This is a genomic window from Kovacikia sp. CALU 1929 (genome assembly GCF_056784235.1).
Genome location: NZ_JBXBCF010000081.1, coordinates 97,916 through 121,930 on the forward strand (window position 1 = coordinate 97,916; position 24,015 = coordinate 121,930).

At 49.2% G+C, this 24,015-nt stretch carries 16 protein-coding genes; 9 read left to right on the forward strand and 7 right to left on the reverse strand.

The annotated features are described in order from the left end of the window. The first annotated feature begins 85 nt into the window (after nucleotides 1–85). From AC1S52_RS21560 to AC1S52_RS21575, 4 genes are all read left to right on the forward strand, one after another. The gene (locus AC1S52_RS21560; protein ID WP_482031099.1) at nucleotides 86–1,822 is read left to right on the forward strand and encodes a PAS domain-containing sensor histidine kinase; all 1,737 of its coding nucleotides are present in this window, start codon (nucleotides 86–88) and stop codon (nucleotides 1,820–1,822) included. 108 nt (nucleotides 1,823–1,930) lie between these two features. Further along, the gene (locus AC1S52_RS21565) at nucleotides 1,931–3,454 is read left to right on the forward strand and encodes an AAA family ATPase (protein WP_482031100.1); all 1,524 of its coding nucleotides are present in this window, start codon (nucleotides 1,931–1,933) and stop codon (nucleotides 3,452–3,454) included. A gap of 68 nt (nucleotides 3,455–3,522) precedes the next feature. Continuing rightward, nucleotides 3,523–4,056: an SH3 domain-containing protein gene (locus AC1S52_RS21570; RefSeq protein WP_482031101.1), complete on the forward strand. Its 534-nt coding sequence runs from the start codon at nucleotides 3,523–3,525 to the stop codon at nucleotides 4,054–4,056. A gap of 593 nt (nucleotides 4,057–4,649) precedes the next feature. Then, entirely contained in the window at nucleotides 4,650–4,949 is a 300-nt protein-coding gene (locus AC1S52_RS21575; protein ID WP_482031102.1) for a hypothetical protein, read from the forward strand. Nucleotides 4,950–5,102: 153 nt separating this feature from the next. Here the strand turns inward: AC1S52_RS21575 and AC1S52_RS21580 are convergent, their stop codons facing one another. The 3 genes from AC1S52_RS21580 to AC1S52_RS21590 all read right to left on the reverse strand — a co-directional run bounded on the left by AC1S52_RS21580 (nucleotide 5,103) and on the right by AC1S52_RS21590 (nucleotide 8,320). After that, the gene (locus AC1S52_RS21580) at nucleotides 5,103–5,564 is read right to left on the reverse strand and encodes a ferric uptake regulation protein (protein WP_482031103.1); all 462 of its coding nucleotides are present in this window, start codon (nucleotides 5,562–5,564) and stop codon (nucleotides 5,103–5,105) included. 377 nt (nucleotides 5,565–5,941) lie between these two features. Next, nucleotides 5,942–7,189, reverse strand: coding sequence for an RNA polymerase sigma factor SigC (gene sigC, locus AC1S52_RS21585; protein ID WP_482031104.1), 1,248 nt, complete (start codon nucleotides 7,187–7,189; stop codon nucleotides 5,942–5,944). Nucleotides 7,190–7,849: 660 nt separating this feature from the next. Then, entirely contained in the window at nucleotides 7,850–8,320 is a 471-nt protein-coding gene (locus AC1S52_RS21590; protein WP_482031105.1) for a MarR family winged helix-turn-helix transcriptional regulator, read from the reverse strand. 340 nt (nucleotides 8,321–8,660) lie between these two features. Between AC1S52_RS21590 and AC1S52_RS21595 the strand changes: the two genes are divergently transcribed. Both AC1S52_RS21595 and AC1S52_RS21600 read left to right on the forward strand, forming a co-directional pair. Continuing rightward, nucleotides 8,661–10,025, forward strand: a complete 1,365-nt coding sequence (locus AC1S52_RS21595) for an NAD-dependent succinate-semialdehyde dehydrogenase (RefSeq protein ID WP_482031106.1) — start codon at nucleotides 8,661–8,663, stop codon at nucleotides 10,023–10,025. A 471-nt stretch (nucleotides 10,026–10,496) separates the two neighbouring features. Further along, nucleotides 10,497–12,143, forward strand: a complete 1,647-nt coding sequence (locus tag AC1S52_RS21600) for an acetolactate synthase large subunit (protein ID WP_482031107.1) — start codon at nucleotides 10,497–10,499, stop codon at nucleotides 12,141–12,143. Between the two features lie 327 nt (nucleotides 12,144–12,470). Here the strand turns inward: AC1S52_RS21600 and AC1S52_RS21605 are convergent, their stop codons facing one another. The 4 genes from AC1S52_RS21605 to AC1S52_RS21620 all read right to left on the reverse strand — a co-directional run bounded on the left by AC1S52_RS21605 (nucleotide 12,471) and on the right by AC1S52_RS21620 (nucleotide 16,188). Further along, on the reverse strand, nucleotides 12,471–13,346 hold the full coding sequence (locus tag AC1S52_RS21605; RefSeq protein WP_482031108.1) for a L,D-transpeptidase: 876 nt from the start codon (nucleotides 13,344–13,346) through the stop codon (nucleotides 12,471–12,473). A gap of 35 nt (nucleotides 13,347–13,381) precedes the next feature. Then, nucleotides 13,382–13,885, reverse strand: coding sequence for a hypothetical protein (locus tag AC1S52_RS21610; RefSeq protein ID WP_482031109.1), 504 nt, complete (start codon nucleotides 13,883–13,885; stop codon nucleotides 13,382–13,384). 488 nt (nucleotides 13,886–14,373) lie between these two features. Further along, entirely contained in the window at nucleotides 14,374–15,447 is a 1,074-nt protein-coding gene (mnmH, locus tag AC1S52_RS21615; RefSeq protein WP_482031110.1) for a tRNA 2-selenouridine(34) synthase MnmH, read from the reverse strand. A gap of 90 nt (nucleotides 15,448–15,537) precedes the next feature. Next, nucleotides 15,538–16,188, reverse strand: coding sequence for a Uma2 family endonuclease (locus tag AC1S52_RS21620; protein WP_482031111.1), 651 nt, complete (start codon nucleotides 16,186–16,188; stop codon nucleotides 15,538–15,540). Between the two features lie 410 nt (nucleotides 16,189–16,598). Here AC1S52_RS21620 and AC1S52_RS21625 point away from each other — a divergent pair, with 410 nt between their 5' ends. The 3 genes from AC1S52_RS21625 (at nucleotide 16,599) to adhE (ending at nucleotide 23,818) form a co-directional block, all read left to right on the forward strand. Further along, nucleotides 16,599–20,129, forward strand: a complete 3,531-nt coding sequence (locus AC1S52_RS21625) for an O-linked N-acetylglucosamine transferase family protein (protein ID WP_482031112.1) — start codon at nucleotides 16,599–16,601, stop codon at nucleotides 20,127–20,129. A 228-nt stretch (nucleotides 20,130–20,357) separates the two neighbouring features. Next, a complete protein-coding gene (pflA, locus tag AC1S52_RS21630; RefSeq protein ID WP_482031113.1) occupies nucleotides 20,358–21,086 on the forward strand; it encodes a pyruvate formate-lyase-activating protein in 729 nt (242 codons plus the stop codon). Nucleotides 21,087–21,121: 35 nt separating this feature from the next. Then, nucleotides 21,122–23,818 carry a bifunctional acetaldehyde-CoA/alcohol dehydrogenase gene (adhE, locus tag AC1S52_RS21635; protein ID WP_482031114.1) on the forward strand — a complete coding sequence of 899 codons (2,697 nt, stop codon included), beginning with the start codon at nucleotides 21,122–21,124 and terminating at the stop codon, nucleotides 23,816–23,818. Nucleotides 23,819–24,015 lie beyond the last annotated feature (197 nt).

Below are 24,015 nucleotides of genomic sequence, written 5' to 3' on the forward strand. Positions count from 1 at the left end.
TTCCTATCCCAGACTCACAAACACAAAGTTGACAAACCACTAGATGTATCTGAAACAGCCATAATGGGCAAGCCAGGGTTAGCTTATGTCTACCGAGTTACTCCATCAAGAACTGTCAGCCCTCCGTCAGAGCGAAGAAAAATTTCGCAGCATTGTTGAAAATGCCAATGATTTAATTTTTATGCTCTCCCCGGAGGGAATTTTTTCCTACGCCTCTCCAAATTTCACCGATGTGTTGGGGTACGATTTGTCTGAAATTGAGGGCGAATCCTTTGTCCCACTGATTGCTCCAGATGATCTGGCAATTTGCTACCGGGCATTTGAGACGGCGATCGCCACTGGACAAAAGCAGTCTGGAGTAGAGTATCGGGTTCGCCATAAGGATAATAGCTGGCGATGGCATACGCTCAACCTGGCAGTTCAAAAAAATGGCAATCAACAAGTCGCTTCCATCATTGGTGTAGCGCGGGATATTACTGAACGCAAACTAGTAGAGCAGCAACTTCACCGACAGGCACAGTTTCTACAAAGTATTTGGGATGGCGTGGACTATGGCATTTTTGTTCTGGATGTATTAAATCAAGGCGAGGAGTTTCGCTATGCCAACTACAACCCTGCCATGACGAGCATCAGTCCAGTTCCCTTTGAGACTTTGCTGGGTAAGACTATGTCGGAGGCACTCGGAGAAGCGGCTGTTCCTCTGCGCCAGTATTTTCAGGAATGTATCCAAATCAGAAGAACACTGACCTTTGAAACCTGTTTTGGAGAAGTGGGTGCAGAAACCTGGTGGCATCTAAACGTGTCCCCTTTGCAGGATAGCGCTTCCTGCATTTATCAATTGGTGGTGACGGTGACGGATATCAGTGAGCGCAAGCGGATTGAACAGGAGCGAATACGAGCAGAAAATGCGCTGCGGCAATCAGAAGCAGAGTTAAGACAACAATCCGCTGAACTGGAAGAAACGTTGCATCAACTGCAAAGTACCCAGGCGCAACTGATTCAGACGGAAAAAATGTCTAGCCTGGGGCAGTTGGTGGCGGGGGTTGCCCATGAAATTAACAATCCGGTCAACTTTATCTATGGCAATCTTGCCTATGCGAATGAGTACACGCGAGATCTTTTGAGCTTAATTCATCTCTACAAGAAGCATTATCCAAATCCCGATCCAGAGGTTCAAACGGTGGCAGAAGCGATCGACCTCGACTTTTTATTAGCCGATCTACCTAGATTGCTTGCTTCAATGAAATTGGGGGCAGACCGGATTCAGGGAATTGTCACTTCGTTGCGTAACTTCTCTCGCATGGATGAGGCGGAGTTTAAAGCGGTTGATATTCATGAAGGAATTGACAGCACATTGATGATTTTGCAGAATCGCCTGAAGGCGCGCCACGATCGCCCCGAAGTGAAAGTGATCAAAGAATATGGCAACCTACCCCTGGTCGCCTGCTATGCGGGACAGCTAAACCAGGTATTTATGAACATTCTGACCAACGCCCTGGATGCCCTGGAAGAGCGCGATGTCAGGCGGGAGATTGAAGATATGCAACGGCTTCCCAGCACTCTCCACATCGCCACAGAAATGCCTGACAAAGACCATGTGGTGATCCGCATAGCTGACAATGGCTTAGGAATGGCGGAATCTGTCCGGCAGCGTTTATTTGATCCGTTTTTTACCACCAAACCAGTGGGAAAAGGCACTGGTATGGGTTTATCGATTAGCTATCAGATTGTCACTGAACGACATGGGGGGTCTTTGAGCTGTCGTTCATTCCCCGGTCGGGGTGCGGAGTTTGTGATTCAAATTCCGATTCGCCAAAAATGAAGCAAGGGGTGGGGGCTTTCAGGGGCGATCGCCTTTCTTACCCGATTACCACAATACTCGTCCATATCATTGTAGATTCATCATAGATATGGACTAGAGGATGTTTCTATGAGCTTTAGCGATGAGTTTGAGTTACTGCTGCGAGCGCGGTACTCGCTGATCTATATCCCCACTCGTGAAGAAGAACGGATTGAAGCAGCGATCGCCCATTCTGCTAAGCAACTTGGCAACCGGGCAGTCTATATCTGGGATTTTGTCGATGGCTACCAGGGTAACCCCAATGACGCAGGCTTTGGCAAACGTAACCCACTCCAAGCACTGGAGTTAGTTGAGAAATTGCCCGCGGCTGCCTCTGCCGTCTTTGTTCTACGGGATTTCCATCGGTTTCTGGATGATATTTCGGTTTCCCGTAAACTGCGAAACCTGGCACGGTTGCTCAAGTCCCAGCCTAAGAATCTGGTGATTATTTCGCCTCAGGTCACCATTCCCGACGAGCTGAGTGAGGTACTGACTATTCTCGATTTTCCTCTGCCAGCCGCCGCCGAAATTCGGACAGAGGTGGAGCGCTTGCTGGCAGCTACAGGACACACTCTAGAAGGACGAGCACTGGATGACCTGGTACGATCCTGTCAGGGGCTATCCCTCGAACGCATTCGGCGGGTTTTGGCACGGGCGATCGCCACTCACGGTGAACTCCGCCCCGAAGACGTCGATTTGATTCTGGAAGAAAAACGGCAAACCATCCGTCAAACCCAGATTCTCGACTTCTACCCCACCACCGCCAACATTTCTGACATTGGTGGGCTGGATAACCTGAAAGACTGGCTCCTGAGGCGGGGCGGGGCATTTTCTGAACGGGCGCGACAGTATGGCTTACCCCATCCGCGTGGACTATTGCTGGTAGGCATTCAGGGAACGGGAAAATCGCTAACGGCAAAGGCGATCGCTCACCACTGGCATTTACCCCTCCTGCGGCTGGATGTGGGACGCTTGTTCGCCGGACTGGTCGGCGAGTCTGAATCCCGCACCCGGCAGATGATTCAATTGGCAGAAGCCCTGGCTCCCTGCATCCTCTGGATCGACGAAATCGACAAAGCCTTCTCTGGAGTAGACAGCAAGGGGGATGCCGGAACCACCAGCCGCGTCTTTGGCACCTTCATCACCTGGATGGCAGAAAAAACCTCACCCGTTTTTGTGGTCGCCACAGCAAACAATATCCAGTCCCTACCACCAGAAATGCTGAGAAAAGGACGGTTTGATGAAATCTTTTTCGTGGGTCTGCCCACCCAAGACGAACGGCAGGCAATCTTTTCTGTTCACCTTGCCCGACTGCGCCCCCATAACCTGAAACAATACGACGTGGAAAGGCTTGCTTACGAGACCCCTGACTTTTCCGGTGCCGAAATTGAGCAGATTTTGATTGAAGCTATGCATATTGGGTTCAGCCAGAACCGTGACTTTACGACTGACGATATTCTAGAATCTGCCAGTCAGGTGGTTCCTTTAGCTCGGACAGCCCAGGAGCAAATCCAGTTTTTGCAGGAGTGGGCAGCCGCCGGTAAAGCTCGTTTAGCTTCAAAACACAGTAGCCTCAGCAATCGCATCCAACGCCAGATGCAGCAGCCAGATTAGGCTATCAATGCAACAAATCTCGCTGGTGGCTATACAATTGCAGCCAAAACAATTCTTGGGTGAATGCGATGAAATGGTCTGATTTAGTCAAAGTATTAAGCGGTGTGTTTCTGGCAGTCGTTCTTATTGTTTCTGGCAGTTTTATTGCAGCACAACACGTCATATCCCAGTTCACCACCCTTCCACCCAAACCCACTTTTCCGAATGACAAACCCTCTCCAAATGACAAAGCCACTCCGAGCAACAAAGCCACTCCGAGCGACAAATCTTCCACCCAAACTCCATCTGTGAAGACGGCTCAGGCAAGCTCTGCCCCTGCTAGCCCGGCTAAACCTTCTCCCTCACCCAGTCCTTCCCCTAGCGCCCAGCCTTCTCCTCAAGAGACCGAAGCAGCGGGTTATCGGGCGAAGATTATGCTATCAGAAGGGTTAAATCTTCGGGGAGATCCGAACCGCGATGCTGAACGGATCGGTGGAGTTGCTTATAACGACCAAATTACTATTCTTGAAGACAGTCCGGATGGAGAATGGCAAAAGGTGAGAATTGAAAGTAGCGGACAGGAAGGATGGATTAAATCTGGATATGCAGAGCGTCTAAATTGATCGATCGCATGGCTGATTAATTCTGAACAAAACTATCCCTTAAGAGGGTTGTCCCTGCCCGCTTATCAACAGTCCATAGCCCTGACTGAATCACTATTAATTGCCAAACAGCCGATTGCCTGGTTATTTACGTGAATTTACTTATCTAGAGAGGCGATCGCCAATTTAATGCTTAATCGCAAGTTTATTCAAACTTTTGCGGTCAATTCTCGCTTGCACAATTGAAAAATCTAGACTTTTAATAAAGAATAGATTACATAGCCAATTTAAGGCTGTTTAGTTTAAGTTTCTGTAGGAAAGCTATGAAAATCTCTGCATTGTTGCACTCTGCTCGCGCCAGCCGAGCATCTAAAGTGCATCCTCTTTCTGCTGGCTCTAAGGGTTTAGTGCGGAGGCACCTGGCTAGTTGGGTAGGAGTATCTGCACTGCTTCTAGCTCCTGCGATCATAATGAGCACGGCTGATCTTGCATCTGCTGGGCGCTCCCAATGTGGTAGCAGTCGATATCGTGCAGCAAGTTGCTACAGAAGCCAGCCAAGAAGGCAGTGTGGACATAGAGTTTCTTGTGCTCCTCGTCCTATTGCACATCCTCCAGTGGTACGTCATCCAGTGGTACGTCATCCAGTGGTGATAGCTCCTCCAGTGATTGTACGTCCTCCAGTGACTGGTCCCCTGGTGAGAGAAGGCTTGAGGTACGTGGTTGCAATTCCATCCGATGACCTAGAAACCCTGACTTTTGTGAGGCGAATTTCACCAGGGGCATTCCTCGCCGATTCTCGCCTGGGAACGTTTATTAACGCGGGTTCTTTTACAGATCGTGATCCTGCCCAATCTCAAGCTGAAGTCCTTCGTGCCTTTGGGTTTGATGCCCAAGTCAGACACCGGGACTTTTAAAGTCCTGCTGAGCCGGTTGTAGGGTCTACACCCCATGACCGGCTCGGGCTAAAATCGAAAAATCAGCGATTTGAGGGGCTATACAAAGCATTTGATAGCTGAAACTGCGTTTCAAATCATCCTGCTCTTAAGCAACTTCCCTTTCAGATGCCCTCAAATAGGCAGCAGCGATCGCTGACAAGTAGGGCAGACTGCATGGATGGTCAATTGGCAATCCAACAGGTGATAGCCCTCTTTTTGGGCAGTCTTAGCACCAATTTTTAGCACAGGGTCATTCTTAAACTCAATCGTTTTGCTGCAACGAACGCAAATCAAATGGTGATGGTGATAAGGATAGGGCTGGTTTAGCTCATAGTGCTTATGACCTTCTGCCAGTTCCAGTTCTCGCAGAATACCCATCCGCGCCATCAGTTTGAGCGTGCGGTAAATAGTGGAGAGGCTAATCGCCTCTCCATCTTCTTCCAACGTATTGTAAAGATCTTCAGCGCTGAGGTGATTTCCCTTTGGCAGATTCTGGAAAACTTGCAGAATTGTTTCCCGTTGGGGAGTCAATCGCCAGCCTTTCTCGTTGAGTTCCGCTTTGAGGGAAGCAGCGGTGTAAGGAGCAGCCATCATAGTCTTCTCAATAACTCCCATTTGATGAGAATGATACACAATAAAAGTTTGATTTTCAACTAAGATTCCTTATTGAGAATTACTTCTGAAAAGAAAGCTTATGTCTGCTCAAGTTGGACAGCCAGTGAGCGGCATTCAGAAACTAATGACAGCAATAAGCCCTGATTTCTGTAAGGAAATCAGGGCTGGTGTTCTCAGGGGGAAGTGGCTGAAGTTGAAGCCTGACAGTCGATTCAGCTTAAATCGGGTGCTTCAGAACTTTCACAATGAATATTGCTATATGCTAGGGGACTGTTAAGAATTATTTTGGGGGTTGAAAACCCTCAAATAACAACCAGTGCCTCACCCTTATCTATCAACTTAAAGGTAACAGCCTACTAGCTTAAAGACTCTAAATAATCGCGTACACGATTACGACGTTTGGGTTGGCGTAGCTTTTGGAGTGCTTTTGCCTCAATCTGTCGTACCCGTTCCCGTGATAGATCGAGGGCGCGTCCAATTTCAGCCAGGGAGTAGGGATGTCCGTCGCCTAAACCAAACCGCATTTCAATTACATCCCGTTCTCGGCTGGTCAGATCTGCCAGGAGTTGTTGCAAGTCGCGCCGCAGTGCTTCCCGCATCAGGGTATCTTCAGGGGAAACATCGTCCGTTTCTAGTAAATCGCCCAGTTCGGTGTCTTTTTCCTTACCCACCTTTGTTTCCAGGGAAACCGAGCGAGGTACGCGCAGAAGAACTTCACGCACTTGAGGAGCGGTCATTTCCAGTTCAAGTGCAACATCTTCGATGGTGGCAGTCCGTCCTTTTTCCTGAGAAATTTTACGCTGCGCTTTTTTGATTTTGTTCAGTTTTTCGGTAATGTGAACCGGCAGGCGAATCGTGCGACTCTGGGTGGCGATCGCCCGCGTAATCCCCTGACGAATCCACCAGTAGGCATAGGTACTGAACCGATAGCCTTTGGTTGGGTCAAATTTCTCAACCGCCCGCTCCAACCCCAGGGTGCCCTCCTGAATTAGATCCAACAGTTCTAAGCCCCGGTTCTGATACTTTTTGGCAACCGATACAACCAGGCGCAGGTTTGCCTTGATCATGTGTTCCTTAGCATGGATACCCTGAGCCTGAATCTGTTCCAGTTCTTCAACGGTGAGACTGGTGACTTCTGCCCATCGTCGCTTACCTTCCGCCAGGATTGGCTTTAAGTCTGCCACAGCCACTCCAGCTTCAGTTGCCCATCGTTCTAGAGAGGGGCGATGACCTAGATGAGAAGCGAGGCGATCATGGGCATCAATCAGTTGAACGTAGCGTTGAATTGAACCCGCTTCCGTTTCGGCTGCTTGCGATCGCTGTTCCAGTAGCCGCATGTACCGCTGCACTCGCTGCGCCTCAGAGACCTCCTCATCTCGACCCAACAACCGCACTCGACCAATTTCTTGGAGATACAGACGAACCAGATCGGTAGTGCGGCGACTTGCTGCTCTCTGGAAACTGGCTGAGTCGGAATATTCCATTTCCAGACTCATCAGGTCATCCACGGTTCGCTCATCGTCAGCAGAGCCATTTGACGGAAAACTCTGGGCATAGAGTTGTTGGTCAAAGTCTACTTCAGCGTAAAAAGATGATGCTGCCATAATGCTCGTCTCAGTGGCTCCAGGTAAGATTGGGCTTTAAAGCCTGTCCGAAAAGCCTTAATTGCTAAAGCTCAAGATTGAGCCTAGATAGTTTTCGGATAGGCTTTTAGTCTGCTCCGTAGAGTTATTGTTCCCGTCAATGTGGACTAAGAAACACTGCTTAGAGTTCCGTAATGAACCCTTTACAGACACAGGTTTGTCGTCTAAGACAGTTACATTGCTGCGTTGACTATGCACCCGGAAAACTTACGCAAAAATGCAGGACTGCTTGTTTGGAAATCTGGAATCTTAGGTTTAGCTGTTAGTATAGGTACCTGACCTGGGACAGATGAGTGACCCAAATCAAGTGACTAGTTAACCTACATCACTTCTAAGGCAAATTCCTGACGTTTTTTATCTCACGCCCCCATCTTCATAAAGGCTTTGTACTAGTTGAGCTTTATACGAGGGAACTGCGGTGTCAGTCTGGCACACGTTGTTAGGCAGGGCAGAATTGGGAGTGCAAAGTAGCTCACCGTATTCAGATCTCCGCCTGGGAATACGAGTGATTTGTCAACTTTGTGTTTGTGAGTTTGGGGTAGGAAAGGGGTTATTACTTGGGTTTGTGGGTTGAAAACCCACAAAATAATTCTTGACAAACCATTAGGTTCGGGTTAATCGCTAAAAAATTTCTCGGACACGCTTGAGTGCAGATATGATTTGTTGAATTTCTTCTTCACTTAACTGGCTAAAACGTTCCTTTAAACGGTTGATGTGTGCTGGAAAGACTTCCTCAAATACCTTTTCACCTTCTAGTGTCAGCACAATCTGAAAACATCGGCGGTTGTTTGGCGGTACTTCCCGCCGCACCAAACCCTTCTGCTCCAGGCGATCAACAATGCCAGTCAGGGTTCCTTTCGTCACTAAGGTCTTTTCGGCAAGCTGCCCCATCATCATTCCAGATGTATTGCCTAGTGTTGCAAGCACATCGAACTGGGGACCCGTCAGCCCTAAATTACGAATATTTTCTTCATCATAGGAACAGAATGCCTGGTATGCCCTGGCAAGTTCCCGCATCAGTGGGAGAAATGGCTCCTTTGCTGCCTGTTGGGAAGCGGTCAGTTGCTTGTTTGAATTAACACCTGTCTGCATCTAACTTACCTATAAGAGAGCCATCCTTCCCCATGATAACGGGGGATAGTACTAATGCGAACTGTTTTACGGGGTACAGGGGATGGGAGTTGGAAGTTGAGAGTTGAAAGTTGAGAGTTGAGAGTTTTGGGGTGGAGGGTGAGAATGAAAGCTCTCCCCTCCCCTCTGCTCCTCCGTTCCTCTGCCCCTCTGCCGCCCTCTCTCCTCCAACAACTAACATCAACAACCAACAACTTCCTCCCCCTCCCCTCTCTTCCTTCAGTTACAAAATACTGTAGCTAGAGTGCGTTCAATATTCTCCATGTCTACAATAGAGGTCTAGCTTGACTGGAGGACGGGAATGGGAATCGCTACAGTGAACCCGGCGACCGGCGAGGTTATTAAAACATTTGAGCCGTTAACCGATGCCGAAATTGAAATTCGGTTACAGAAAGGACAGGAGGCGTTTGAGCAGTATCGGAAGATTTCGTTTGAGCAGCGCTCTCGCTGGATGAATGAGGCTGCCAAAGTTCTGGAGGAACGGAAGGAAGAGTTTGGCAAGCTGATGACTCTGGAAATGGGAAAGACGGTGAAATCCGCGATCGCTGAAGTGGAAAAGTGTGCCTGGGTCTGCCGCTTCTATGCTGAAAACGCTGCCCAGTTTTTGGCGGATGTGCCTGCTCAAACTGACGCCAGCCGCAGTTTTGTGCGGTATCAACCCATGGGCATGGTGCTGGCGGTTATGCCATGGAATTTTCCCTTCTGGCAGGTGTTCCGGTTTGCAGCACCAGCATTGATGGCAGGCAATGGTGGCTTGCTCAAACATGCCTCCAATGTGCCCCAGTGCGCCCTGGCAATTGAGGATATCTTTCTTCAGGCTGGCTTTCCTCCGGGGGTGTTTCAGACTCTTCTGATTGGGGCGGACAAAGTGGCTCCTTTGATGGCAGACGATCGCATCAAAGCAGCTACCCTGACTGGCAGCGAACCAGCGGGAGCCAGTCTGGCAGCGGCGGCTGGAAAGCAAATCAAGAAAGTGGTGCTGGAGTTGGGTGGTAGTGACCCATTCATTGTGATGTCCAGTGCAGACCTGGATGTGGCGGTTTCCACTGCGGTTACTGCCCGGATGCTGAACAATGGACAGTCCTGTATTGCCGCGAAGCGATTTATCGTGCAGGAAAGCATTGCTGATCAGTTTGAAAGCCGTCTGATTAAGAAATACCAGGCGTTGAAGGTGGGTGACCCCTTGCTGCCAGAGACAGATATTGGACCTCTGGCAACTCCCGGCATTCTTAAGGATTTGGAGGAGCAGGTGAAAAGGGCGGTGGAGCAAGGCGCTACAGTGCTGGCTGGAGGGCAGCCCTTAGATCAGCAAGGTAATTTTTTCCCACCTACCATCCTGGCGACAATTCCAGTGGAAAGCGCGATTGCCCAGGAGGAATTCTTTGGTCCAGTGGCAATGCTATTTCGTGCGTCCGATATGGATACTGCAATTCAGATTGCCAACAGCATCCCATTTGGTTTAGGAGCCAGCGCCTGGACAAATGATTCTGCCGAACAGCAACAGTTCATCAATGACCTGGATGCGGGAGCCGTCTTTATCAATGGGCTGGTCAAATCGGATCCACGATTACCGTTCGGGGGCATCAAACGCTCAGGTTTCGGTCGAGAACTGGGAATTCAAGGAATGCACGAATTTGTCAATATCAAAACGGTTTGGGTGAAATAGAAACCGAATTTATCAATGTTATGTCAGCGATGCATAACAATGGCGTCAGGAAAATTATGTAGCATACGATACGGTTGATTTCTTCTCTATGGATGGGATAACTAATGGGATAAATAGCAGTAGAGGAACCTGAAACTTTTGAGAAACCACCAATAGTTCTCTACAAAGCGGGTAACAGAAGTTAATTTAGATGGTGTTCTGGTCTTCAACAGAAAAAGATTATTGGTTCATAGTTAAAGCCTATCCAAAAATTTCTTGGGGTTTAATGTTGGGCTTTAGCGGTTAAGGCTTTTCGGATAGGCTTTTAGTCTGAGTGGTAGCAGTTTTGAAAGAGCCTGGAATTTGGTTGTTGAAGAGATTAGAGCTGAGCCGCGATTTTTGGGTAGAGGCACCAGGCGATCGCGCTTGCGCTGATGTGATGGGTTGCGAAACCAAAGGGCAAACTTAACCATTGTTGTGAAGGGGAAAGTTATGGGTGAAATGAATACGGCTGAACTGCTCGTTCGATGCTTAGAGAATGAAGGAGTTCGCTATGTCTTTGGTTTACCAGGTGAAGAAAACCTGCACGTCCTTGAGGCACTGAGCAATTCTTCAATTCAATTTATTACCACTCGCCATGAGCAGGGTGCTGCCTTTATGGCAGACGTGTATGGGCGCTTAACGGGTAAAGCCGGTGTTTGTCTCTCAACTCTGGGTCCAGGGGCAACCAACCTGATGACCGGCGTTGCCGATGCTAATTTAGACCGGGCACCGCTGGTTGCGATTACCGGGCAGGTGGGCACTGACCGAATGCACATTGAGTCTCATCAATACCTTGACCTGGTGGCAATGTTTGCCCCAGTGACTAAGTGGAATGCTCAAATTGTTCGCCCTACCAACACACCAGAAATTGTCCGTAAAGCGTTTAAGATTGCCCAGGCAGAAAAACCAGGAGCCGTGCATATTGATCTGCCAGAAAACATTGCAGCGATGCCTGCCCCTGGTAAACCCCTTGCCAAGGATAATAAGGAAAAAAGCTTTGCTTCCTTCCAAAGCATTGAGAAAGCCGCCGAAATTATCTCCCAGGCTGAGAATCCGCTGATTTTGGTTGGCAATGGGGGAATTCGATCGGGAGCCAGTGAAACGCTGACAGAATTCGCGACCCGATTGAATATTCCTGTTGCCAATACGTTTATGGGTAAGGGGGTGATTCGGTACACCCATCCTTTATCTCTATGGGCAGTCGGTTTACAACAGCGCGACTATATTAGCTGCGGATTTGACCGGGCTGACCTGGTGATTTGCATTGGCTATGACCTGGTGGAGTACTCTCCGAAAAAGTGGAACCCCAGCGGGACGATACCCATCATCCACATTGGGATGACACCCGCAGAGGTGGATAGTAGTTACATTCCAGCAGTTGAGGTGGTTGGGGATATTGCCGACTCTCTGAAGGAGATCCTTTACCGTGCCGATCGCACGAATAAGCCAGATCCCTATGCCCTCGAACTGCGGGCTGATATCCGCAATGACTATACCGATTACTCTAAGGATGATGGCTTTCCAGTGAAGCCTCAAAAAATCATCTATGATTTACGCCAGGTGATGGCACCGGAGGACATTGTGATCTGTGATGTGGGTGCCCATAAGATGTGGATGGCACGCCACTACCACTGTGAACGCCCCAACACCTGCCTCATTTCTAATGGCTTTGCTGCTATGGGAATTGCGATTCCAGGGGCGATCGCGGCAAAACTGGTGCATCCTGAACAGCGGGTAGTTGCGGTGACTGGGGATGGCGGCTTTATGATGAATTGTCAGGAGCTAGAAACGGCTTTGCGGGTTGGCGCTCCCTTTGTCACGCTGATCTTTAATGATGGCGGCTATGGCTTGATCGAATGGAAGCAGCAAAATCAATTCGGTCATTCAGCTTTCATCAAATTTGGCAATCCCGATTTTGTTAAGCTGGCGGAAAGCATGGGCTTAAAGGGCTACCGCGTTGAGTCTTGCCTCGATCTGATTCCTATTTTGAAGGAAGCCCTGGAGCAGGACGTTCCAGCGGTGATTGACTGCCCAGTAGACTACCGTGAAAACCTGCGGTTTAGTCAACGAGCGGGAGATTTGAACTGTGTGATTTAGGTGCTATAGCAGTTCAATATGAGTTTGCACTTAACAAGGGGCTTAAGCCCCTTGTCTATTAGGCTTTCTTCTGTGCAGCTTCAAAGAAAATTGATATTAGGTGATAGGTTAAGGAGAAAACCCTTTTGTTAAGCAGGTTTCACAGTTCGGCAAACTCAGTATTAAACCTGGTTGACTGACAAATCTTGGTAGTACCAGGGGTATCCGCCAGGAAATCAATTTCCTGGCTTATCGCTCAAGTACTCTCAAGAGTACTAGGCAAGCACTTTTGGAGACTTTTGTCAGGCAATCAACCTGACACCTGACACCTAACACCTATCCTGCCCCCTACTTTTCCACTTTTACCGGAGTTCCGATCGCTATCTGATCAAACAACGCAGTCACATCTTTGTTTAACATCCGGATGCAGCCGTGGGAAACTGCATGCCCAATCAGTTCAGGTTCGTTGGTGCCATGAAACCCAAGTTGGGTTTTGCCGTCAGTCCAAATGCCTATCCACCGGACACCAAGAGGATTGTCAGGACCCGGTTTGATAACGCGACCTGACTTGAAACTTTTGAAGATGGGATTTTTCTCCATATTGAATACTTTGTACTCACCTACGGGAGTTTCCCAGCCCGTCTTGCCAATAGCAATTGGGTAGCTGGCAATGACCTGATCACGTTTGTAGAGGTAGACCCGGCGCTTGCTTAGTTTGACAATCAAGCGCATACCCAGGACATCTGTGTCAATGGGGAGATAGTAGGTTGAGTCGCCCAGGGGCGGAACGGCAGGCTTATGTAGGCTGGGGTCTGGAGGAATGACAATCGACAGCGTTGACTTTCCATCCTGAAATTCAAAAGGAGGAAATTCCTGGAGGGTGGAATCTAAGGGTGGGGGAGAAATTGCAAGGGGGTACGTCAAGGAACTGTCTGTAGTTGGCAGTCTTTCCAGGGATGGTGACCGTTCCTCTAATGCTTTTTGAATATGGTTTTCGGGTTCAGGTCGTGGAGCAAGGGACTCTCGGATCTGGATTTGTGCCGTAGCCTGCTGGGAAGCAAATAACAGAATGCCTGCACTGAGGCAGGGTGAAAGCAGGTTAAACGATAGCCAATTAGCACTATGCGAACTTCGGGTTAAACCGCTTACCATACCGTCCATTGGCGATGTATCTTTACATAATCGACTGTAAAACAAAAAAGGCGATCGCTGCCACGCAACCATCGCCTCCTTACAAAAAATCTACAATTTTATGATGTCTACCAGGTCTGGGGAACGATATCCACAGGTTCTTGAATAGGAGCAGGCTCGGCAGCAGGTCTTGGAGTTAAAGGTGGCACGGTTGGCGAGGCTGGCGTAAATTGCAATGCCGGAACTTCAATTGGTGTGACTAGGGGCGGTGGGGGAGGAGCCAGATCAATCCGACGGCAATAGACATCCCTGACAGCAACTTTTTTGCCCACCAGTTGTCCCATGTGTCCCCGTTCCCACCAATCCAGATAAACATGCTCAGTGGTTCCGTCCTCTTTCTCAATCATGACTGTATTCCCAATCACGCTGTAAACTCTGCCAATAATTCGGTCATCTGCAACCACAGGGTCCTGAGCGATCGCCTGTGCCAGTAAAGGACACTTTGTGCGCTCGATAATTGTGACAGATTCAGAAAGGGGCACCTGCGGGGTAGCTTTAGCACCTGCCAGCGCGTTACCTGCTGCTAGCAGAGGTAGCAGAGCCATTGAGGGAATCAGGGCTTTTTTTAGCATTAGGATCAATCCTTATCTCAAACGCTCGGTGAATGAATTTTTATCTTGACTTGTTAGCATTTTAGTATCTCTGAATTTAATTTTAACCAGGCGTTTTTTTGAGCAATTAACAAGAATCGTTGGAAAATCGGGCAAGTCTCCTCAAGGGAAGATTTTTTGCCCAATTACTTACAAAAGGATGGCAAAATCGAGCGTTAGCAAAGCCGCCGCAGGCTTAACCCCATCCTTGAAGCCGCGATCGTGCGTGTCGTAAACTTCTCTGCCGCCTAAATCCAACCATTGCAGTCAGCGGATTATGCTGACGGTACCCCAGATCCCCGCTTTCTGGTCAAACTTCTAAATCGTTTTGGGCAGTTTAAGCGAAGAAGCCGGGGAGCTTTAAGTGATCGTCCTCTCTCCCGTAGGATGGATAGACATGGGAAACCCCATCATTTCAAATCGTGCAACGCAACAACAAAGGCTGGGTTTTCACAAAGCTTCAACCCAGCCTACGGCGACGTGGCGATCGCATTCAAAGTTTCAAATTCTGGAGTACTTAGCTCCAGGCAGAGTTGCTCTGACGTGTGAATCAATAATTTCGCAATTTCTTCGGGAGATAACCCAGAAACAGGAATGGGATAAATGGGCACATTGCGTCGTTTCAAGTCGTAAAGGTAGGTTTTATCGTAATAGTCCAGAACTATTTCGGTTGCGGCTGCCAGGTTCCCCTGGTCAATCATGTCCACTGCGGCTTGAACCCGATCGCCGCCTAACCGTTTGCGTAACCGCTCGGTGGCAATCACCAACTCGTTGCGGTCAATCACCCCGTAGACTTCTAACAACAGGGCGATTCGTTCCGCCCGCGATCGCTCAATTTGCAGGACTGGAGCGGCCATCATCTGGGAAAATAGCTCATCTGGAACGCGACAGGTACCCACCATGCGGCTTTCTGCCTCAACCCACACCGGGCGGTTCGGGGTCAGAGATGCCCAGGCAACGGCGGTTAAATTCTCAAACTGCTCGGTGCTGGGCTGGGGAGGCAACCCCAAATTACCGTAGCTGCTCCCCCGATGATTCGCGTAATGTTCTAAATCGAGAATCTGCTCTCCCTGTTCTGCCAGTGTGTGCAGGATAGCCGTTTTACCAGTGCCCGTCATGCCACCCAGGGTAATGATTGGTTTGGGAACTGTCAGGGTTTCCCGCACCCACTGGCGAAAGCCTTTGTAACCCTTCTCCAGCACGGATACCTGAAAACCTGCTGTTTCCAGTAACCATGCCATACTACCGCTGCGCATACCGCCCCGCCAGCAGTGAATTCGCAAGACCCGATCTGGAGCAATCTGTTTTGCCTGGGTAACAAACTGGGCAAGTTTGGGACCGGCGATCGCCAATCCCAGTTCCACGGCTATATCTCGCCCCTGCTGTTTATAGCAGGTTCCTACCTGTGCCCGTTCCTCATTCGTAAATAGGGGAAAACTGATTGCTCCTGGAATGTGACCATGCTCATACTCCGCCGGACTCCTGACATCCAGAATGATTCCGGGGGTGGAGAGGAAGTCGAGAGTGGGCACGGGGGTAGGCATTGGGGTGAAAGGGGGGAGGGAGGGGAAGCGGGAAGAGGGGAGTTTTGGGTTTTGAGTTGGGCTGTATGGGGAGTGTAGAGGGTTGCGTCATTAAAGGGTTTGAAGTTGCGCTCTGATCCAGTTTCGGAATGCCTTCATGACGGTATTTCTGCCTGAGATTTTGCTCTCTCGTAAACAGCGAGGGATGATTTCTTTCAATGGCATTCCAGGGAAATTGGGGCTTACTTCTGTCTCACTGTACTCACCATTTCTCAAAATATTGATTTGGAGTTTGTTCCCATTAAATCGCCACAGTTCAGGAACCTTCAGGGCTTGATAGATACTGAGATGGGTGCGTGAGGTGATATCAATTTCAATTGCCAGATCAGGAGGGGGATCGACTGCCAGATCTAAACGTTTTTTGCCGCGAATGGTTATCTCATTTTGAATATAAAAGCACTGATCAGGCTCCAGCCCTTGAGCAATCTGCTGATTTTTGAAGGTGGTGGAACCCAGGGTTCTAAATTCTATATCCAGTTCTTCTAATAGGGCTTTTAGTAAATCGCCCACAATTTCCTTGTTGTCTTCATGTTCAGGTAGCGGCATCATCATCTCCAACGTGCCGTTGTCGTAAGCCAGGCGAGAACCTCGGTGGTCACCCAATTCTTCCAGAATTGCCTCGAATTCCTGCCAGGAAATATTTTTTAGTAATACACGCTGTCCGGGGGGAACCGACAGTTGTCTTAGAGCAAGCTGTATCATTTGCTTCTTGCCAATTTAGGGAAGGCGAGCAGTTCACTCCTATTGAGCTACATCCCACACACCCATTGGAGTACAAGGTGTAGAGTACAGGGTACTGCTACCCAATACCCGATGCCCTACTTAAAAGCCTATCCGAAATCTTCCGAGGTCTAGTGCTGGGCTTTGGCAGTTAAGGCTTTTCGGACAGGCTTTCAATGGGATGTCCTTCACTTGAAGGGGAATTGCTGCTATATCCAGTTGTAGCGTGAAGAGGGGATGGGGAGATGGGGAGATAGGGGATGGAGCAAGATAGAGACAGAACAGGATGGTGGCGATCGCTATTCGTGAACGTCTCCAGTTAAGCTTTTAGCAAGTTCTTGGGAATTATGGATTGAGCAAGTTGAGCAAACTGAATTAGGACGATACAAACTATGGACTTTCAGCAGTTAGTTGATCGTTTACCCCATTTATATCAACACTGGGGACTGCCTTCAGTTTGTCCTGTATCTTCTCAATTTCAGCCGTTGCTAGAACGAATGGGAAATCCCATTACGGCAGCGGTGGTGCCGTTACTGAATGAAGCGGTGGGTTGGATGGCTCCAGAGGCGGTTTACTGTGAAATTGGTTGCCTGTGGGGAACCCATGTGATTGGTGCCTTGTCTGGGCATGGCGAGCGCCTGGGGTATGCGGTAGAAAGCCCAACCCGTATGGATTCCCAGGGAGAAATGGTAGAGCAGTTGCTAGAAAACTTGACTGCGTTTGATCTGCAAGAACAGGTTTATTTCTGTGCCCAGGATACGGAAGAATTTTTTGCAGATCTGGGTGCCACTGGATTAGTGGATCGGATTGGAGTGTATTTCTATAACGGGGCAGCGGACTACCGATCGCAACTGTTAGGGCTATTGCAGGTCAAACCGTTTCTGGCAGAACAGGCATTGATTGTTCTGGGGCAGGCAGATTTAGAAACGGTGCGGCAAGCAGCCTGGGATTTTTTGGCAACCCATCCCCAGGCACAACTGTTGCTAGATTTGTCGAAACAGGCTGGACATCCGGCTTTTGGCTGTGGCATTCTGCTGTTGAGTTGGGCGGCAAACGCCGATCCAGAGTTATCAAGCAGGGTGCAGTCCCAGGAGGGAGCCGTTATCCAGGCAATGCACTCCCTGGAACAACAGCAACAACGTCTGAGTGCAAAGAGCCTGCGCCGTGAAGCTGCCCAACTTGTGGTTGAGGGGCAACTGGAAAGCGCGGAAAGACTGTATCGGAAAATTTTGCTGTATGACGGAAGCAATGCCGAAGTCTGGCAAAATCTGGGCATGGTGCGCTATCTGATTAGTGAAGACCCCACTGCCCTCGATGCACTCCACACCTCTCTTCAGTTAGATCCTCACAATGCCACCCCCTACCAGATTGCGGGGCTGGTGTTGGAGCGGTTAGGGCGGGGGGATGAGGCAATAGCCGCCTATCAACGGGCGATCGCGCTGAAACCCACCTATCTGGATGCGCTCAATCGGCTGGGAGAACTGCTGGCAGATCAGGGAAATTTGACTGAGGCGGAAGCGCTGTTTCGACGGGCGATCGCCGTTGCGCCCCAGTCGGGTGCCGCCTATGCCAACCTGGGGAATGTGCTGATGCAACAGGAGCAATGGCAAGCGGCGATCGTGGAATATCGCAAGGCGGCGGATCTGAACCAGCGAGACCCTGGTATCTGGCAAAAATTGTCTGAGGCATATCGGGCGGTGAATGACCTGAACCAGGCAGTCTTTTGTCTGATTTACTCGCTTTACCATCAGGGTGCCTTTGAGCAGGCAATTGAACAGTTTGAAGCCCACTTTTCGATTGACCAGTTGGACACTTACATGAAGTGCCTGGTTCTCTACGACTGCTACTCAACCTGTGGCATGACAGAGCAAGTCATTCAGTGTGGAGAACGGGCTGCCCAACTGCGTCCTGAAGACGCTTTTCTGCAAATTGCACCCAGGCTGGCTTTGCCCATTCTGTACCAGTCGCCGGAAGAACTGGAAGCTTATCGGAAACGCTGCCTGGAAGGATACCATCTGATGCAGGCGTGGCTGCAACCGCAGAATAGCCAGGAAGCACCGCTTCAGTTTGAAACCCTGCAAAACTTTACCAACTTCTACCTCAGCTACCAGGGGTTTAACGATCGCTCTGTTTATGAAACCTGTGGTCAGTTGCGTCATCAATTAATGGCAAATCGCTATCCCGAACTGGTGAAATCTTTACCTATGCCGCCTCTGAGTAACCAGGGCAAAATTCGGATTGGCTATGTGGCAGAGTCCCTGGGAAATAATAGTGAAACCCGTTGGGCAGCAGGTTGGTTGAAAAACCATGATCGCAGTCAGTTTGAAATTTACTGCTACAGCCTGGACTCTACTTCCGATTTGCGCAGTGAGCAGTTCCGATTGTTGAGTGATGTTTTTTACCAATTACCCAGCAATTTGGAAGCGATCTGGGAGCAGATTCGTTCCGATCAGCTTCATATTCTGGTGTTTCTGGCATTGGGAACACGGGTCAAGGTGGGGACGCTTGCCAGCTTAAGGCTGGCTCCTGTGCAGTGTAGTGGCTGGGGACATCCGGTAACTTCTGGTTTACCCACCATTGACTACTATCTATCCAGTCAGTTGATGGAGCCAGAAAACGCCCAGGAACACTACAGCGAGAAACTGGTGCGGTTGCCCAATATTGGGCTTTGCTATCCCAAAACTCAACTACCCAAACCCACTAAAACGCGGGCAGATTTTGGCTTGCCGGAGGATGCCGTGCTGTATCTTTCCTGCCAATTAATCTTTAAATATTTGCCCCAACATGACTATTTACTGGCTGAGATTGCCCGTCGGGTGCCCCAGGCGAAAATCGTGTTCATTCTTCGCTCTACGGCAAAAAATAGGACTCCGTCTGGGATTGAGCAACAGTTTCGCCAACGGTTGCAACGGGCATTTGCCACCGCTGGGCTGGCAATGGATGACCATTGTGTTTTCTTACCTGGTCAAGATATGCAAGGGTATGCCAGCTTACTGGACTGCGCGGATGTATTTCTGGATACGCTCAGCTTTTCGGGTGGCTACACTACCCTGGAGGCGATCGCCGCCAATCTGCCCGTGGTCTGTTGCCCTGGGGAATTGATGCGGGGACGCCAATCCTACGGAGCCTTAAAGCTTCTCGGCGTGACGGACACGATCGCCCATACCGAAGCAGAGTACATTGAGATTGCCGCCAGATTGGGGCTGGAACCGGAATGGCGGCGGGCGATCGCCCAGCGAATTGGTGAATCCCACAGTAACCTGTTTGAAGATACCGCCTGTGTGACGGGTTTAGAGGAGTTTTACCGTCAGACCGTCCAAATCCGACTGGCGGAAGAAGAATCGGACTTCGTTGAATCACCCCAAAATTTAGATTCTTCTACCAAACAAATTCTGCATGTGGGATGTGGTCCCTATCATCCGGAGGCTCTTCCCCAAGCCTTTCGCACAGCCGAATGGCGTGAAGTGCGGCTAGATATCAATCCAGCCGTACAACCCGATATTATTGGCTCCATTACCGATCTGAGTGCTGTTCCGAATGGCTCAATGGATGCGGTTTTTTCTTCCCACAATCTGGAACACGTCTATCCCCATGAAGTACCAGTTGCCCTAGACGAATTTTACCGGGTCTTGAAAACCGGCGGCAGAGTCGTGATTACCTTACCCGATATTCAAGCCGTCGCAGAACAAGTTGCTCAGGGGAATTTGGAAGAACCGCTGTATGAATCGCCAGTAGGACCCATTTCTGCCATTGACATTCTCTATGGTTTGAGGACGGCGATCGCCCAGGGCAACCACTATATGGCTCATCGCACAGCATTTACTGGAGATAGTCTGAGCCAAAAATTACAAGAAGCGGGCTTTAGCCGGGTAGAAATTCAGCGAAACCATCTAAATCTGTGGGCGATCGGGCATAAAGAATAAAACATTTACAGCCATTTTTACTGATACCCATTCACTCAGCCACTCATCTACCCATCCACTTGCAACTGTGATTGACTCACTTAAAAATCGCTGTAATTAGCACCCTCCTCACAAGTTCCCCACATTTTTTGCCTATAACCTAAGGTGAGGTCAGCCAAAGACCTGCTCAATTCAAGGTTAAAAGCAGCAGTAATGCAAGTCTCCACAACCCACATTTCACATTCCACAATGCCTCAGGGCTATATTCATTCCATTGAAACCTGTGGCACGGTAGACGGTCCCGGAATTCGGTTTGTTATCTTCACCGCAGGTTGTCCTCTGCGGTGTCTTTATTGTTCAAATCCTGATTGTCGCTATTTAGAGAACGGTAAGGAGACTACGGTTGATGAATTGATCGAGGAGATTCAGAAATATACCTCCTACATGAAAGCGTCTGGGGGTGGAGTCACGGTTAGCGGTGGGGAGCCATTGTATCAACCTCACTTTGTCACGCAGATCTTTAAGCGCTGTCAAGCATTGGGTATTCACACGGCGCTGGATACCTCTGGATATTGTGATTTGCAATTGGCAAAACCTGTGATTGGGCAAGCCGATCTCGTGCTGTTGGACATCAAATCCTTTGATCCTGAGATTTACGCCAAAGTCACCAGTGTTTCCCTGGAACCGACACTAGCGATCGCCAATTATCTGAACACTATCCATAAGCCAACCTGGATTCGGTTTGTATTAATCCCTGGGCTGACTGACGCACCCTACAACATAGAAGGATTAGCAAATTTTGTGTCAGCTTTGAACAATGTAGAAAGAGTAGAAGTTTTACCCTTTCACAAGATGGGCGAATATAAGTGGCAGCAACTGGGCTATGAATACCAGCTTAAGGATACAGAACCTCCCACCGCAGAACAGGTACAGGCTGCCCAGGCAATCTTCCGTAGTCGAGGTATCAACGTTGTCTGAGTTTTGATTGCATTATTCACAGTATAGGGTCAGTCATGAAAATTACCAATCTTCAAGAACTCGAAACGCTGATTCAACAAGTTAAGGTCGCACAGGAACAGTATGCTACCTATTCTCAAGAGCAAGTCGATCATATTTTTAAACAAGCTGCACTGGCTGCGAATATGGTTCGGATTCCGTTGGCAAAATTAGCTGTAGAAGAAACGGGAATGGGAATCGTCGAAGACAAAGTAATCAAGAATCACTTTGCTTCAGAATATGTTTATAACAAGTACAAGCATGAGAAGACTTGCGGTGTGATTGAGGAAGACAAATCCTTTGGGATACAAAAAGTCGCTGAACCAGTTGGAGTGATTGCAGGTATTATCCCAGTCACAAATCCCACCTCAACCACTCTCTTTAAAGCCTTGATTGCGCTGAAAACGCGCAACGCGATTATCTTTTCACCCCACCCCCGTGCCAAACGCTCTACCGCTGCCGCCGCAAAAGTGGTGGTTGAAGCGGCGATCGCCGCAGGGGCACCGGAACATCTGGTCAGTTGGATTGATGAACCAACCGTTGAGCTATCCCAGGCGTTAATGCAGCACCCCGACATTAAGCTAATTCTGGCAACGGGGGGACCGGGAATGGTCAAAGCGGCTTACTCATCGGGGCATCCTTCCCTGGGCGTGGGGGCGGGCAATACACCGGCGCTAATTGATGAAACGGCAGATATTCAAACGGCAGTGAGTTCTATTTTACTCAGCAAGACATTTGACAACGGGATGATCTGCGCCTCAGAGCAGTCAGTGATTGTGCTCGATTCAATCTATGACGAGGTGAAACAAGAATTCATTGATCGAGGGGCTTACTTTCTTTCACCGGAAGAGACCGTGCAGGTTGGTAATGTGTTGTTAAAAGATGGTCATCTAAATCCGGCAATTGTGGGGCAATCTGCCGCGGCGATCGCCCAATTGGCAGGCATTGGTTTGGTGTGCCTGGAATATCAGGGTAAGCACCGCCAGGAAACCGAAACCCAAAATCCCTTACCCTGCACACTCCCAAAAGTGTTGATTGCGGAAGTAGAGGAGATTGGCACCCGTGAGCCGTTTTCCTACGAAAAATTGTCTCCTGTGCTGGCAATGTACCGGGCTAACGGTTTCCTGGATGCGGTTCAAAAAGCCAAACAACTGGTGGAATTTGGTGGACAGGGGCATACCTCGGTGTTGTATATCAATCCCGCTTGTTTAAATGACATTAGCTACTTCAAAAATTCGGTCAAAACATCGCGCGTGTTGATTAATACTCCGTCTTCGCAGGGGGCGATCGGTGATCTCTACAACTTCAAACTGGATCCATCTTTGACGCTGGGATGCGGCACCTGGGGTGGGAATACAATTTCAGATAACGTAGCTCCCAGCCATCTGCTCAACATCAAAACCGTGTCAGAACGACGGGAGAATATGTTGTGGTTCCGGATACCACCGAAGATCTATTTCAAGTATGGTTGTCTGGCAGTTGCGTTACAGGAATTAGCTGGTAAGCAACGAGCATTTATTATTACAGACAAGCCATTGTTTGATTTGGGACTGGTTGCTAAATTAACGACCGTTCTTGATGAAATTGGAGTTAAACATGATGTCTTTCATGATGTCGAACCCGATCCAACACTGGCGAATGTGAATAAGGGATTGGAGTTGCTTAGAAGTTATCAGCCAGATGTGATTATTGCGATCGGGGGTGGATCGCCAATGGATGCTGCAAAAGTGATGTGGTTGATGTATGAGCATCCAGAAGTCGAGTTTGATGGCTTGGCAACTCGGTTTATGGACATTCGCAAACGGGTGTATGGGTTGCCACCCCTTGGACAAAAGGCTCTGCTAGTGGCAATTCCTACCACATCGGGAACGGGATCAGAGGTGACACCTTTTGCTGTGGTCACGGATGAAAAAGCTGGGATCAAATATCCCTTAGCCGATTATGCGCTAACTCCAAATATGGCGATCGTTGATCCAGAACTGGTGCTCAACATGCCCAAGAAATTGACGGCATACGGTGGAATTGATGCGCTCACGCACGCATTAGAATCCTACGTTTCGGTGCTGGCAACCGAATTTACGGAAGGACTGGCACTGGAGGCGATCGCGCTTCTGTTCAAATATTTGCCCAGGGCTTATACCAATGGCGCAAAGGATCCAGAAGCACGGGAAAAAGTTCACTACGCCGCCACGATCGCAGGCATGGCATTTGCCAATGCTTTCCTGGGCATCTGCCACTCAATGGCGCACAAGTTAGGTTCAACATTCCACGTTCCCCACGGCTTGGCGAATGCACTGATGATCTCCCATGTAATTCGCTACAACGCAACAGATGTTCCCTTCAAGCAAGCGATTTTTCCCCAGTACAAGTATCCCCACGCGAAGGAACGGTACACCGAAATTGCCGATCATCTCAAGCTTGGTGGTAACACGCCCGATGAGAAGGTGGAACGCTTAGTAGCGGCGATCGAAGATTTGAAACGCCAGCTTGAGATCCCCCAAACGATTAAAGAAACCCTACCCGAGGAGGAACAAAGTTTCTATAGCAAGGTCGAATCCATGGCAGAGCAGGCATTTGATGATCAGTGTACAGGTGCAAACCCTCGCTATCCAATGATTCATGACTTGCAAGAACTCTACACTTTGGCATATTTGGGATGCCGAATTGAAGCGTCTCCCTATAATGTGTCAGAGAACATTCCTACTTTGGTGTAATTCACCTTAGAGTAGAGGATCGGTCATGGGTCAGTAGCCTATCCTTTGGGGACGGTAGCCCATTACCCATTGCCAATGCCGATTGCTCATTACCCTACTCAAATCTACAACTCCTGTACACCTTGGCGTCAATCTGCCTCTATTCCTGATCCCTGACACCTGGCACCTAACACCTTTACAAAGGTTCTGAACTTGCG